Annotated in this window: 15 protein-coding genes; 8 read left to right on the forward strand and 7 right to left on the reverse strand. The window is 60.9% G+C overall.

Going from position 1 to position 12,834, the window contains the following annotated elements; translation table 11 throughout:
• The first annotated feature begins 30 nt into the window (after positions 1-30).
• The 7 genes from WN982_RS25055 (at position 31) to WN982_RS25085 (ending at position 5,457) form a co-directional block, all read left to right on the forward strand.
• The gene (locus WN982_RS25055) at positions 31-1,071 is read left to right on the forward strand and encodes a zinc-dependent alcohol dehydrogenase family protein (RefSeq protein ID WP_341318335.1); all 1,041 of its coding nucleotides are present in this window, start codon (positions 31-33) and stop codon (positions 1,069-1,071) included.
• A 131-nt stretch (positions 1,072-1,202) separates the two neighbouring features.
• Positions 1,203-1,631, forward strand: a complete 429-nt coding sequence (locus WN982_RS25060) for an Hsp20/alpha crystallin family protein (protein WP_341318336.1) — start codon at positions 1,203-1,205, stop codon at positions 1,629-1,631.
• Positions 1,632-1,704: 73 nt separating this feature from the next.
• On the forward strand, positions 1,705-2,355 hold the full coding sequence (locus WN982_RS25065; RefSeq protein WP_341318337.1) for a BON domain-containing protein: 651 nt from the start codon (positions 1,705-1,707) through the stop codon (positions 2,353-2,355).
• Positions 2,356-2,430: 75 nt separating this feature from the next.
• On the forward strand, positions 2,431-2,667 hold the full coding sequence (locus tag WN982_RS25070; RefSeq protein ID WP_341318338.1) for a UDP-glucose 4-epimerase: 237 nt from the start codon (positions 2,431-2,433) through the stop codon (positions 2,665-2,667).
• Positions 2,668-2,883: 216 nt separating this feature from the next.
• Positions 2,884-3,573 (forward strand): CBS domain-containing protein, encoded by a 690-nt coding sequence (locus WN982_RS25075; RefSeq protein WP_341318339.1) that lies wholly within the window; start codon positions 2,884-2,886, stop codon positions 3,571-3,573.
• 71 nt (positions 3,574-3,644) lie between these two features.
• Positions 3,645-3,929, forward strand: coding sequence for a universal stress protein (locus tag WN982_RS25080; protein ID WP_341318340.1), 285 nt, complete (start codon positions 3,645-3,647; stop codon positions 3,927-3,929).
• 346 nt (positions 3,930-4,275) lie between these two features.
• The gene (locus WN982_RS25085) at positions 4,276-5,457 is read left to right on the forward strand and encodes a DUF4346 domain-containing protein (RefSeq protein ID WP_341318341.1); all 1,182 of its coding nucleotides are present in this window, start codon (positions 4,276-4,278) and stop codon (positions 5,455-5,457) included.
• Between the two features lie 91 nt (positions 5,458-5,548).
• On the opposite strand, the gene WN982_RS25090 is transcribed toward WN982_RS25085, so the two are convergent.
• The 5 genes from WN982_RS25090 to WN982_RS25110 all read right to left on the reverse strand — a co-directional run bounded on the left by WN982_RS25090 (position 5,549) and on the right by WN982_RS25110 (position 10,991).
• Positions 5,549-5,869 carry a hypothetical protein gene (locus WN982_RS25090; protein ID WP_341318342.1) on the reverse strand — a complete coding sequence of 107 codons (321 nt, stop codon included), beginning with the start codon at positions 5,867-5,869 and terminating at the stop codon, positions 5,549-5,551.
• A gap of 212 nt (positions 5,870-6,081) precedes the next feature.
• The gene (gene adhP / locus WN982_RS25095; protein WP_341318343.1) at positions 6,082-7,107 is read right to left on the reverse strand and encodes an alcohol dehydrogenase AdhP; all 1,026 of its coding nucleotides are present in this window, start codon (positions 7,105-7,107) and stop codon (positions 6,082-6,084) included.
• Positions 7,108-7,410: 303 nt separating this feature from the next.
• Entirely contained in the window at positions 7,411-9,174 is a 1,764-nt protein-coding gene (locus WN982_RS25100; RefSeq protein WP_341318344.1) for a SulP family inorganic anion transporter, read from the reverse strand.
• 762 nt (positions 9,175-9,936) lie between these two features.
• The gene (locus WN982_RS25105; protein WP_115105509.1) at positions 9,937-10,284 is read right to left on the reverse strand and encodes a hypothetical protein; all 348 of its coding nucleotides are present in this window, start codon (positions 10,282-10,284) and stop codon (positions 9,937-9,939) included.
• A gap of 125 nt (positions 10,285-10,409) precedes the next feature.
• Positions 10,410-10,991 (reverse strand): hemerythrin domain-containing protein, encoded by a 582-nt coding sequence (locus tag WN982_RS25110; RefSeq protein ID WP_341318345.1) that lies wholly within the window; start codon positions 10,989-10,991, stop codon positions 10,410-10,412.
• Between the two features lie 20 nt (positions 10,992-11,011).
• On the opposite strand from WN982_RS25110, the gene WN982_RS25115 reads away from it, so the two are divergent.
• Positions 11,012-11,227, forward strand: coding sequence for a hypothetical protein (locus tag WN982_RS25115; RefSeq protein ID WP_341318346.1), 216 nt, complete (start codon positions 11,012-11,014; stop codon positions 11,225-11,227).
• Here the strand turns inward: WN982_RS25115 and WN982_RS25120 are convergent.
• Positions 11,209-11,832, reverse strand: coding sequence for a c-type cytochrome (locus WN982_RS25120; RefSeq protein WP_341318347.1), 624 nt, complete (start codon positions 11,830-11,832; stop codon positions 11,209-11,211). The genes WN982_RS25115 and WN982_RS25120 overlap by 19 nt on opposite strands.
• Before the next feature lie 398 nt (positions 11,833-12,230).
• Positions 12,231-12,818: a hemerythrin domain-containing protein gene (locus WN982_RS25125; RefSeq protein WP_341318348.1), complete on the reverse strand. Its 588-nt coding sequence runs from the start codon at positions 12,816-12,818 to the stop codon at positions 12,231-12,233.
• Positions 12,819-12,834: the final 16 nt, after the last annotated feature.

The following is a 12,834-nucleotide window of genomic DNA, read 5'->3' on the forward strand; positions in this document are numbered from 1 at the left end:
CAGGTTCGTTTCGATCAACGGAGGCAGTAGATGAAAGCACTGGTGTATCACGGTCCCGGCAAGAAATCGCTCGACGAAAGGCCCGTTCCGCAGCTTGCCGCGCCGACCGATGCGATCGTCAAGATGACGCGCACGACAATTTGCGGCACCGATCTGCACATTCTGAAAGGCGATGTGCCGAGCTGTGAGCCGGGGCGCATCCTCGGCCATGAGGGGGTTGGCATCGTGCAGCAGGTCGGCTCGGCGGTGTCGTCGTTCAAACCGGGCGACCGGGTATTGATTTCGTGCATTTCGTCGTGTGGCAAATGCGATTATTGCCGGCGCGGCATGTATTCACACTGCACCACCGGCGGCTGGATTCTCGGCCACAAGATCGACGGCACCCAGGCCGAATATGTGCGCATTCCACACGCCGACACGAGCCTGTACCCGATTCCCGCCGGCGCCGACGAAGAAGCGCTGGTGATGCTGTCGGACATCCTGCCGACCGGCTTCGAATGTGGTGTTCTGAACGGCAAGGTGCAGCCCGGCAGCACGGTGGCGATCGTCGGGGCCGGACCGATCGGGCTCGCTGCGCTCCTGACCGCGCAGTTTTATTCACCTGCACAGATCCTGATGATCGATCGCGATCCGAACCGCCTTGAAGTTGCGCGCCGATTCGGTGCGACCGGGTGTATCGACATCGGCCGGGCGGATCCGGTCGCCGAAGTGATGAAGTTAACCGAACAAACGGGCGTCGATTGTGCGATCGAGGCGGTCGGCATACCCGCGACGTTCGAGTTGTGCGAAGGGATAGTCGCGCCCGGCGGCGTGATCGCGAATGTCGGCGTGCACGGGGTAAAGGCCGATCTGCACCTCGAAAAGCTTTGGGATCGCAACATAGCGATTACGACGCGCCTTGTCGATACCGTCAGCACGCCGATGCTGCTCAAGACCGTTCGCGCCGGCCGCATAGATCCCACAAAACTTATTACACACCGCTTCCAGCTCGAGAATGTTGCCGGCGCTTACGACACGTTCGGACGCGCGGCCGAGACGCATGCGCTGAAGGTCATCATCGAGGTCGCCTAGACGGCGCCGCTTGCGCGAGCAAATCCGGCGACCTGTTCAGGAGAGTAGCGAGGCCAGGCGAGCAATGCGGCCGAACGACTCAACGTAGCCCGATGTCCATGACATTCATGGATGAATCAAGGAGATAGACGATGAGCAACTTGACCCGTTTTGATCCGTTTCCGCTTGAACCCATGTCGGAACTCTTTCAAGGCCTGTTCCGTCCGCTGCGCGGCGCGGGCGGCGATGCGCCATTGGCCGACATCAAGGTCGACGTAACGGAAAGCGACACCGCATACGCAGTGAAGGCCGAACTGCCGGGTGTCGACAAGAACGATATCGACGTGAAAATCGACGGCAACCTCGTATCGATCAGCGCCAAGGTCGAACGCAATCAGGAACTGAAGGAGGGCGAGCGCGTGATACGGCGCGAGCGGTATTCGGGCGCGGTCAGCCGGTCGTTTTCGCTCGCGAGCGAGATCGACGAAGCCACGGCCGCAGCGGAGTACAAGGACGGCGTCCTCTCATTGACGCTGCCCAAGAAGGCGGCTTCCGAGCGCAAGCGTCTGCCGATCGCGTGATTGACGCCGCGCCGGACTGGTGGCTGCACGTCCCGGCGCGGCTGCATCTTTGCATGCCATCAAGGAGCAGGCAATGAAGTCGGACATGGAACTGAATCGGCAGGTCGAGGACGAGCTGGCGTGGGATCCTGCGGTCGACATCACAGACATCGGCGTTGAAGTGCGCGACCGTGTGGTGACGCTGTCCGGACACCCGACCAGCTACGCCGAGAAACTTGCGGCGGAAAAGGCGGCGCAGCGGGTGGCCGGTGTGAAGGCGGTCGTCGTGGAAATGGACGTTCGCCTTCTGCATACCGACGTACGAACAGATGAGGACATCGCCAACGCCGTTCGCACGATCCTGCGCTGGACCGTCGGTCTGTCCGAGGAGTCCGTCAAGGTGCAGGTCGAGAAGGGCTGGGTGACGTTGAGCGGCGAGGTGGATTGGGCTTATCGGAGCCACGTCGCGATGCGCACCGTCGCGCACATGCGGGGTGTCACGGGTGTGTCGAACCTGATCCGGATAGGCGGCGACGCCGCCGCCCAGGATATCGGCGATCAGATTAGCCAGGCATTGCAACGGCACGCCGAGCGTGAAGCGAAACACATCGAGATCAAGGTGCACGAAGGCACCGTTACGTTGACCGGCAAGGTCGACTCCGCCGCCGAGCGATCGGCCGTGCGCGGAGCGGCATGGTCGGCGCCGGGCGTGCACGCGGTCGTCGACAATCTGACGATAGGCTAACTTGCGGCGCGGCGCCGGGTGCGCTTCTTTGGGGCGGCATCGGCTTTGCGCGGCCGAAAAAATCAGGAGTCACTCATGGCACTTTCGGGTAGCGTCTGCGACAACGATTGGTCGGTGTCGGTCGTGACGCATCAGACGGCTGACGGCTTCTGTTGCTCGATCCAGCTCAACCACAATGCGCCGGAAGGCGTTTTCAAACACGAATTCACGCACAGCGGCGTTTTTTCGACCGAACGCGAAGCGGTGCTCGCCGGTTTGCACGAAGGCATGGTATGGGTCCAGCTCAAGATGGCGAAGACGCTCTCGCTTTAGGCGCGTGAAGGGCGTGCCAGGCGCGCGGCAACTGCCGCAGCCGGCGAGGGTAGGGGCATCGAGGGTGGAAGCAGCTCGCCCGATGACCTCATCTCACACGGTGTTATACACAACCGGCCTATATTGGCGTCAGCACTGATCCACATCAAAAAATGACGTCCGTTACGGACGTAGTGTAAATAAAGGCACAAGCCAAAACAGCGAAGGAGTCTCACCATGCGTGCATCAGATGTAATGACCAGTAACGTCGTATCCGCCAAACCTGACATGACCGTGAGCGAGGTTGCCAGGATGCTGGTGGACAGGGGAATCAGCGGCGCGCCGGTAATCGACGCGGAAGGACATGTCGTCGGCATGATCAGCGAAGGCGACCTGCTGCACCGGGAAGAGCTCGGCACCGATCAGCGCCGGCGCTCTTGGTGGCTCGATCTTTTTTCGTCAAGCAATGACGCCAAAGACTACATCAAGACACATGCTCTAAAAGTCCAGGACGTGATGACCACCCACGTCATCTCGGTTGATGAAGACACGCCGCTGAGCGAGGTAGCCAACATCCTGGAAACGCGGCGTATCAAGCGTGTTCCTGTGACAAAGGCGGGTCGTCTTGTGGGCATCGTCAGCCGCGCGAATCTTGTGCAGGCATTGGCCAGCATTCCCGATGAGCCGGCGCAGGACGTGGCCCTCTCGGATCGGGAGATTCGTGCGACGCTGATGGGTGAAATGACTGGCCACAATTGGGCATTTGCCGGGCGCAACATCGTCGTGATCGATGGCGTTGTCCACCTGTGGGGCATCTTTCATTCGATGGAGGCCGTCCAGGCTGTCCGCGTTGCGGCAGAAGGCATTCCCGGCGTGAAGCGCGTGGAAGATCATACGGAACCTTACCCGGTGATGCCAGGCATATAAAAGATCAAGCGCGAAACTCCTCGATCAGGGAGTCTCGTGATCGAGACGCGCGGTTCTTAGCGCACAAGATCATGTACCGTAGGACCGTATTGGCCGTCGATGGACATGACGCGTCGAAGCGCGCGTTGGGCGAAGCGCTCGACATCGCGGCGCTCGCACAGGGGCGGCTTCATGCCGTATATATCATCGATCCATGGGGCGTTTTGCCGTATGCCGGTTATTCCGACCCGGAGGCACTGCGCAACGTGCTCCATGAAGACGGCAAAATCACACTGGAAGCCGCGCTAGGCGATAGCCGAACATGGGGTGGCGGGCGATACCGAAATCGACGAAACACAGAGCCCGGCAGACGATAGCCCGAGTTGCCTGTATCGCTGTGTACAACGCCATGGCGCCGAGCTTGCACGCCAATTGTATTGGGAGATTGATCATGCCATGCGGATGCAGACGAGCAGCAACGAGCAGACCGGCCGAAACCCGGCCCAACAAACCCGAGTCGCATGAAGCCGTGCCGACACCTGCCGGAGAACGCCGCACCGAACCCTGTTGCGACTGCAATGGCCCGACCGAAGTTGGACCGAAGGCTGCGGAGCAGGCCAGATCGGTTTGTGGCTGCTGCGGCTAGCGGCTCGGACGGCTAGCGCGAGGGCGCGAAGTCCTGACAGGGGATGGGCTCCCTCGCGGGTACCAATGGAGCAAGCCATGGACCAGGACGGAACTGCCGCATCTCGCGCCGCTGCGCTACGCGTTGTTTGTGACGAGTTGGAGCAAGCCGTCGCCGCGACCAAATGCCATCGATGTGGGTGCTTGCGGCACACCATCGAGGCGCTGGAGAAAGCCGCTCCCGTAGTTGTGGAACTGGTGCCGGTGCTCGATGGCGCTCGCCGCGTGCTGGTGCCGCAGAAGTACGAATGCCTCGGTTGCGAAATCTGTTTTCCGGCGCTTGCCGCTAATGCATTCGCCGAGGCGTTTCCGCAGGCGCTGTCAGACGCAGCGCTTTGTCCTGTCGAGGCGCCAGAGGAACGCAGCGGCTGGCCGCCCCTGCCAGGTGATTACTCTGTCGTCCGGCACGGGGCGTCCGTAGCCGTATGCACGCTAAACAGCGAGAGTCTCGCGAAGGAACTCGCGCAGTCTGCACCTGATGGGCTCGCCATTGTCGGCACGATGCGTACCGAGAATCTGGGCATAGAGCGCGTCATTCGCAACGTGCTGGCCAATTCCAACATTCGATTTCTGATCCTGTGCGGCGAGGATTCCCGGCAGTCGGTTGGCCATTTGCCGGGGCAGTCGATAGAGAGTCTGTTCGCCAATGGCCTTGACGACAACCGGCGTATCGCCGGTGCGAAGGGGAAACGCCCATTCTTGAAGAACGTTGGGCCGCAGCACATCCGGGTCTTCAAGGAGCAGGTACAGCTTATTTCGTTGATTGGCGAGCAGGATGCTGCCCGTATACGTCAAGTCATTGTGGACCGCCACGCTCAGGGGCTGCCGCCGTTCGATGGGGCCGTGACTGACGTTTCTGTTAAAACCGTGCAAGCTAGGGAGCCGCAGTTTTTCAAGTCCGACCCGGCCGGTTTCTTCATAGTCTACCCAAACCGCCGCGTACACGAGCTGGTAGTTGAGCACTACACGAACGCGGGCGTCCTTGACTGCGTCGTGGAGGGATCGACGCCTACAGCCGTCTATGCGGAAATCGTGAAGCTAGCGCTTGTGAGTCAACTCGATCACGCCGCCTATCTTGGGCGCGAGCTCTCGATCGCGGAACGCTGCCTCCAGACGGGCGAATCTTATGTTCAGGATCGGGCGCCCGGCGAGCCAATGCCCACGCAGGAAGCCACCAAGACGGATCGTTGCGGCCCACGTGCACGCCATGCCATTAGATGACGCCGACAGAAATCGTTTTCCGTACTCGGTGAATCACCGCAAGTGGCAAGGTCCGGTCCAACACCGAACATTCGCCGTCATCGTCTTGCTGTCACAAACGGCCGTTATGGCCGATGAAGCAACGGTCAAGCCCCCCCTCGGTCCAGTCGAGATCCGCGAGTTCGAGCGAAACGACTTCCCCCGAGCGCAATCCCAGTCGCACAAGTAGGGGCAAAATGGCATAGTCGCGACGACCGATTGCGCTGTGTCGATCGATGCTTGCCAGCAATTGCCGCGTCTGTTCAGGACGGATTGCGCGAGGGATTGCCTGCATTGACCAACTGGCCACGACCGGAACAGTAGCGCCCAGATCAAACGCAATGTCACCCCGATAGCACGCATAGCGCAGAAAGGAGCGCAGCGTGGTGGTCATGAGCTTCGCGCGTTTCGGATGCAAATGGAGTGCCTGATGTCGCACAAATCTCACGATATCGCCGGTGCCCAAGCAGGCACGCCAGATGACTCAGGCCTTCGCCGCGCGATAGCGCTAAGCCGAAGCCAAACGGGCGTTGCCCGCTTAACGTCCATTATTTTCCGTTCTCTGAAGCGATCCCAATGAGCGCAACTCGCATCGTATGGTGCCCGTCAATCGAGCGTCAGCACGACGCGGCCATCGATCTTGCCGCTCTTCAACTCGACAAACACGGCATTGATGTTTTCGAGGCGGTCGGTATGAATCCGGGCGCGTACTCGCCCTTCGGCCGCAAACTCGAGCGACTCCTGCAAGTCCCCGCGTGTGCCGACGATCGATCCTCGCACGGTGATGCCATTGAGCACAGTGGAAAAGATCGGCAACGGAAAATCACCTGGCGGCAGACCGTTTAGCGTGACGGTGCCGCCGCGGCGGACCATGCCGAGTGCCTGGGCGAAGGCGCTGCGCGATACCGCTGTGACCAGCACACCATGCGCTCCGCCGATTTCCTTCTGGATCGCCGCGGCAGGATCGCCCTCCGATGCATCGATTGTGAGGGCGGCACCGAGTTCACGAGCGAGGGCGAGCTTGTCGGCTGATATGTCCACCGCGACGACATGTAGTCCCATTGCAATGGCATATTGAACCGCGACATGGCCAAGGCCCCCGATTCCCGAGATCGCGATCCATTGGCCAGGCCGCGTGTCGGTCATGCGAATGCCCTTGTAAACGGTAACGCCCGCGCAGAGAATCGGTGCAATTTCTTCAAAACCGACTTTCGGCGGCAAGTGCCCGACATAGTTCGGATCAGCCAGCACGTATTCCGCATAGCCACCGTTGACTGAATAGCCGGTGTTCTGTTGTTCGTGACAGAGCGTCTCCCACCCGCTCAGGCAGTGCTCGCAATGACCGCAAGCAGTATAGAGCCACGGCACGCCGACGCGGTCTCCTTCCTTGACGGCCTTGACGCCATCACCAACGGCCGCGACATAACCAACGCCTTCGTGACCGGGAATGAAGGGGAGCGTCGGCTTGACTGGCCAGTCTCCGTCGGCTGCGTGAAGATCGGTGTGGCAGACACCGGATGCCTTGATCTTGACGAGTATCTGCCCGCGGCCCGGTGTTGGTATGGGCACTTCCTCAATGCGAAGCGGGGCGCCAAATTCGTGGACGACTGCGGCTTTCATCGATTGCGTCATGTGATCCTCCGGGAGAAGAGTGCATGACCGCCAGTATCGCGGTGACCACGGCGTAGAAATTGACATGGGTCATCGAACGGCGACAGCCGGGTGCGACGCGACCAACTGGTAAGCGGTCTGTTTATGTGGCGGCTCGCGGCTAGTTAACGGACGTTCAGCGTACCGCTGCGAATGGCGGAGAGAGAGCATGACGAAAGTTCGGCATGGGACCGACTTCGGCCGGCCCATGAAAACCTCGCAAGACCGTCTGCCAGTGACTTTTTCAACAGCATCCCCTGACACCGGACACTCGCGCTATCTGGCCTACGCCTCATCCCCCCAATCGTGCCATTCGACCGCATGCGACTCCAGATAGCGGTTCACCGCCTGTCCGATGGTAGGGAAGAAGTTTTGCTCGTCGATCATCTCGAACAGGCCGTAGTGCTTCAGGCTGTCCTTCACGGGCCCCTTCAGCTCCGCGAAGCATAGCGTGACGTTCAACGCGAGCAGTTCGTCATGAAGCCGCGCGAGCGTGTCGGCGGCGGTGAGGTCGACGTCTGTCACCGGTTCAGCTGCGATGACGATCCACACAGTTTTTGTCGGCGCCTCGCGCACTGCCTGCCGCACGCGCTCGCGAAAAATCTCCGCGTTTGCGAAGAAGAGCGGCGCATCCCATCGCAGCAGGACGAGCCCGGGAATGCGGTGGGCCTCCGGATGGCGGGCGACGTCGTGATAGCCCTTAATCTGATCGACGCGACCGAGCACAGCGGAATGCGGACGCCACCCCCGCCACAGGAACCCGAGAACCGCGAGCGCAAGCGCAATGCCGATACCGTTCACGACCCCGATCATCGCGACACCGAGCAGACAGACGATCGATTGCGCGAACTCGCTCGGTCTCAGCCGATAAAGCCGCAATACTCCGCGCACTTCGAGCATCCCGAGACAGGCGGCGATAACGACCGCCGCAAGCGCTGCCTGCGGTGTGTTGCGCAGCGCCTGTGGCGCGAATAGCAACAGCCCCGCGACAATCAGGGCCGCGAAGACGCCGGTCGCCTGCGTCTTCGCCCCTGCCGCTTCAGCGACCGGCGTGCGCGAAGCGCTCGCGCTCACGGCGAACCCATGCGCGACGCCCGCCGCGATGTTCGCGAGCCCGAGCGCGACGAACTCCCGGTTGCGATCGACTGCTTCCCCGCTGCGCGCCTCATAGGTGCGCGACAGGATGCTGATGTCGGTGAATGAGACGAGCGCAACGGCGGCAGCGCCGCCGAGAAGCGCCGTCCACTCGTTGAGTGCGAGCGCCGGAATGCGTGGCGCCGGCAGCACTTGCGGCACGTTGCCCACCACCGCCAGCCCGAAGCGCTGTGCGAGATCCAGCGCGGCGACCGCAATGGTCGCGCCCGCGACCGCGATGAGCACGCCGGGCACCTTCGGCAACCAGCGCCTGCAACCGAGGATCGCGACGAGCGCCGTAACGCCGATCGTAACGGCCAGCACATTGGTCTGGCCCGCAACGACGCCGCTCGCGAGTTCGCGCACCTGCTGCAGGAATGATTCGCCGTGCACCTGGAAGCCAAGCAGCCTGGGTGTTTGCCCGACGACGATTGTCAGCGCCATTCCGTTGAGATAGCCGTAGCGGATCGGCAGCGAAAGCAGTTCGGCGACGAAGCCCAGCCTCAGCGTGCCGACCACCACGCAGATCGCACCGGACAGTAAAGCGAGCCCGCCCGCGAAGGCAAGCGCGCTCTCCGCGTTGCCATGCGCAAGCGGCGCGACGCTCGCCGCGATCAGCGCGACTAGCGCGGAGTCCGGACCCAGCACGAGGATCCGGCTCGGGCCGAAAAGGGCGTAGGCAAGCAGCGCCGCGAACGACGCATAGAGCCCGGATACGGCGGGCAAACCGGCGGCCTCCGCGTAGGCCATCCCCGCGGGCACGAGGACGGCGCTCAGGCTGAGGCCAGCCATCGCGTCGTGGGGCAGCCATGCAAGCCGGTAGTTGCGTGCCACAGTAAGCCCGTTGACCCAACGCGATTGGATACGCCCGGCGGGACTCGATGGCCGCTCGGGCTCACGGGTGTCTGGTTTCACGGGTAAGGACAATTCGAGCCAGGGCGGTTGGTGATCGGACGAGCGGCTCGCAGTACCCACCCCACAACCGCGAAGCGCGGCTTCGGATCCTCGGTGAGGAGAATGAAAATCGCATGCGAACGGTCCGTCAGGCTATTGCTGATGATCGCATGAACCGGCGATCACGGCAGGCACGGTGTTTGGGTGGGTGCAGGTCCGTACTCGACGATCATCTGTCGGTCAACAAGACGGCACGAGTGACTTTAGTACCTTGCGGAGTCAACCGGTGGACGCAACAGATTGATGAAATCGCCTGACGTCCATCCGCGCAGACTGACACCCTCTTCACTTGAAGGAGAAGTTCGTGGAAGCGACTACGACAACACGGTGCGCGTGCTGCGGAACAACGGCAAGTTCACAGGACAGAAGCCGCCGCTGAGACTGATGGAGATTTGGGCCGTCCGGACTTGCCTGCAACGCTCGATGCGAACAGGCGATCTAGCGATGTCCCAGCAAGTTGAGAGCATACAATCTGACCAGACTGAGAGTGCGTGGCAACTGTCACGGCCAAGGCGTCGGATCACCGGCAACCTCCAGCGGTATCGATCCATTGAGTCCCGGGTATACAGTGGGGCGCGTTCAGTGACGATGCGCTCACATGCCGGTCGTCGTGAGGGTTGTTCGACGCCCGCGCTCATCCGCGTAACAGTGAGCGCACAGCCTCGGGCGCAGGTCGATGATCACCTTGACTGCGCCGGAATCGAGGACTCCGCGGAACTCGCGCTACAGCGCGTACTGCAAGGCGAGATCAAAGCCGATAACGACCAGTGAACAGCCGAGCCCGGCTAGGAGATTCGCGATCCGATGTTCGAAATCGTGCTCTCGCCCCATCCACGCCCCGATGAGGAAAATGCCTTCGACGACGACCTGGAGCGCAACGAACACCAGCATGAGAAGGAACTCGTAGCCCATGAACCTGAAGTTCGCGAAGTTTAAACCGTAATCGAAGATCCACCTGCCCACCCGATGAATCTCATAGACGAGCAAAAGGATCGGAAACAGGTAGCTGGCAACATAGGTCGGCAACGTTGCATGCCGCAGTTCCAGGTGAAAGTGACGAGCAGCTTGCATATCCCCCTCCTGCGTCGGCTTTTTGTGCTCACAAAAATTTTTTGTTCAATTGCGCGGCCACAGATTCTGCAGATCCGCGTTTGCATCGCGTGGCCGGCCGCCCATCGAAAGGCGCAACCGAACTGCTAACTTTCCGTCTCCGGAATCGTGTTGACGATCATCGAAAATAATTTGCCCAGATCGTCTTCAAGTTTTACCCCGTCAAACGGATCACGATTTGCGCCAAAGGCGGCGTCGATCTCCGCCCAGTCTTCCTTTGTCAGCAGACGTCTGGCAGCCGGCAAAATCAACGTCTCTTCCATACACCGATGGTCTGCATAGAACTCGGCATACTCGTCCACTGTGGCTCGCAGCTCCCGAAGTGCGGGGGCACCCTTCAATTCATACCGGGTCAGCGCGTGTTCGATATTGATCAACTTCGCGTCACCTCGAGCGTGCTGGGACTCCAGTTCCGCAAGGACATAGTCAAATTCATCCGTCCGATCCCGCAGCGGCGTGAACAGGTAACGGTCCTCTTTAGGATGGTGCACCCGCTGAGGGTACTCGCGGATGTAATAAAGCATCGCCCGAAACACCATGAGGCCCGGAACGGGCGCACCTGCTGCCAGCAGACGCACGAAGCGGCGCATGCCCTCGATCACGGTCGACAGTTGCTCGTGTTCACGAAGGATGACGGTTATCGCACTACGCGGTCCCGGAGACTGCATATCAAACTCCGCAGCGGTACATGAAAAGCATTGGCAAATCGATTTGCAGCTTCACGCCCGTGGCACGAGCGGAAAGCTGCATCGATGCTTTAATGCTAGTCATCATCCGCTCGACATCAAAGCGCGCTAACGCCACAGCTTTGATGGAGATCAACGGCTGTGAGGGCATGGTGGCCCATAAGCTGAGCGCCCGTCGACTGCATAATTTGGCAACCGCTTATCTGGATTGCAGATAGGCGGCAACGGCCTTGGCCTGTTCGGAACTCAACGTATGTGCGACAGCGGTCATCACGGGCGCGTTGGCGCGCGTACCGCCTTGAAAGAACTCGATCTGACGCAGCAGATACTCCCGATGCTGCCCTGCGAGGCGCGGAAATGTACCGACCCCCTGGGCCTGCTCGCCGTGGCATGAAGCGCAGGCCGGCACCCCCTTGTCCGGCACACCGTGTTCGAAGATTTCCCGTCCTTTGGCCATTAAGGTGGGGTCGCCCGCCGCGCCCCGGGTTGCGGCCTGATGAGAGTAATAATCGGCCAGCGATTTGACGGCTGCCTCGTCCAGCAGTGCGGCCATGCCCCACATGTAATCGCGGGCGGTGGATTCGCCGCGCGCGTGTTCGCGGAATCCCTTGAGCTGGGCTTCGATGTATTCAGGTGTCTGGGCGTTGAGCTTCGGAAACATCGGCGATTCGCTGCGCCCGTGTACGCCGTGGCAGCCAGAGCAAATCTGCCCGGCAATGCGGGCGCCATCCTCGGCCCGTGTGGGATCTGGCAGCATCAAGGCTGTGCCTGCTGCGGCAAGCAGTGCGATCGCTGGCATCCATGCAGCAAGTATCTTCTTCATGAGCGTTCTCATCAGGCTGAGCGGATCGAAAATATCAGTGGCCGGGCCATCTGGTCAGCATATGAGCTATCCAGGCTCGGCGCGCAGAGAAAGTTGAAGGCAGGCGTGCGGTTTCACACATACGAAACAGCGCGGGTACAGTTCCCCATCAAACTGGAGGGTAACGAGGGGCGGGGCGACGGCGCCAGTCATGCGCTAAAGGTTCACATTCTGTCCGGACAGATGGCGGTCGCGTTCGCTGGCGCCCCCAGGCTGGCATGCAACCTGATCATCGAAATTAAGTCGGACATTGAGGTCGATCCAACGGCTACAAGGCCCGCGTCGACGTTGTTACACGGACGAATGGGCCCGATGCTGTTGCATCGTTGACGCGCGTGAACAGCACCCTGTAGCCGGGGTCAATCAATGAGTGTCGGTGGTTGGCCCAAGTCCTTTGACACCTGCGCGTCTAGCGCGATCTGCCTGCGAAGCGCCTCGAAGCGCTCCAGTACATTGTCGCCGAAAAGCGGATCGGGGCTAGCCGGGACGGCCGCATCGACCGCAGCCCAGTCCTGTTCTGTCAGCACCTGCGCGGCGCGAGGCATCACGTCTCGCTCCTCAGTGGAAAGGTGGTGACGATAATACACAAGATACGTCGCCGTGGCCGCCTCCAGAGCCGTGCGAGGGATTACAACATCTCCCGCGGCTTCATTGATGCGAATGAGGAGTTCATCGCCGGCCGTAGCGATCACGCGATGCTCCTGCAGAAGGCGGTTCACCACCATTTGCGTCCCCGGATCCCGTTCAGCAAGCCGCGCGTACGCAACATCCTCCCGTGGATGATGAACACGATCGGAAAAATTCCGCATGTAGTAAAGGATATCGCCCATGAGAGCGTAATTCGGGCTCTCGCCCCGGCGGAGCTCCGCTACCTGTTCTTCCAGAATGTCGAGTAGCCGGGCGAAATTAATGTGCTCGGTGTGCCATACGGCAAGTGGGTCGGCCATGGCATGCTCCATTGAA

Origin of the sequence: Paraburkholderia sp. IMGN_8, assembly GCF_038050405.1 — a bacterium.
Classification (GTDB): Bacteria; Pseudomonadota; Gammaproteobacteria; order Burkholderiales; family Burkholderiaceae; genus Paraburkholderia.

Bases quoted from the DNA above. Each gene is read 5' to 3' on its own strand.
- WN982_RS25090 (WP_341318342.1), bottom strand. From the start codon at position 5,869: ATGACCACCACGCTGCGCTCCTTTCTGCGCTATGCGTGCTATCGGGGT.
- WN982_RS25115 (WP_341318346.1), top strand. From the start codon at position 11,012: ATGAAAAGCATTGGCAAATCGATTTGCAGCTTCACGCCCGTGGCACGA.
- WN982_RS25085 (WP_341318341.1), top strand. From the start codon at position 4,276: ATGGACCAGGACGGAACTGCCGCATCTCGCGCCGCTGCGCTACGCGTT.
- WN982_RS25120 (WP_341318347.1), bottom strand. From the start codon at position 11,832: ATGAAGAAGATACTTGCTGCATGGATGCCAGCGATCGCACTGCTTGCC.
- WN982_RS25065 (WP_341318337.1), top strand. From the start codon at position 1,705: ATGAAGTCGGACATGGAACTGAATCGGCAGGTCGAGGACGAGCTGGCG.
- WN982_RS25110 (WP_341318345.1), bottom strand. From the start codon at position 10,991: ATGCAGTCTCCGGGACCGCGTAGTGCGATAACCGTCATCCTTCGTGAA.
- WN982_RS25075 (WP_341318339.1), top strand. From the start codon at position 2,884: ATGCGTGCATCAGATGTAATGACCAGTAACGTCGTATCCGCCAAACCT.
- WN982_RS25125 (WP_341318348.1), bottom strand. From the start codon at position 12,818: ATGGCCGACCCACTTGCCGTATGGCACACCGAGCACATTAATTTCGCC.
- adhP (WP_341318343.1), bottom strand. From the start codon at position 7,107: ATGACGCAATCGATGAAAGCCGCAGTCGTCCACGAATTTGGCGCCCCG.
- WN982_RS25080 (WP_341318340.1), top strand. From the start codon at position 3,645: ATGTACCGTAGGACCGTATTGGCCGTCGATGGACATGACGCGTCGAAG.
- WN982_RS25070 (WP_341318338.1), top strand. From the start codon at position 2,431: ATGGCACTTTCGGGTAGCGTCTGCGACAACGATTGGTCGGTGTCGGTC.
- WN982_RS25055 (WP_341318335.1), top strand. From the start codon at position 31: ATGAAAGCACTGGTGTATCACGGTCCCGGCAAGAAATCGCTCGACGAA.
- WN982_RS25105 (WP_115105509.1), bottom strand. From the start codon at position 10,284: ATGCAAGCTGCTCGTCACTTTCACCTGGAACTGCGGCATGCAACGTTG.
- WN982_RS25060 (WP_341318336.1), top strand. From the start codon at position 1,203: ATGAGCAACTTGACCCGTTTTGATCCGTTTCCGCTTGAACCCATGTCG.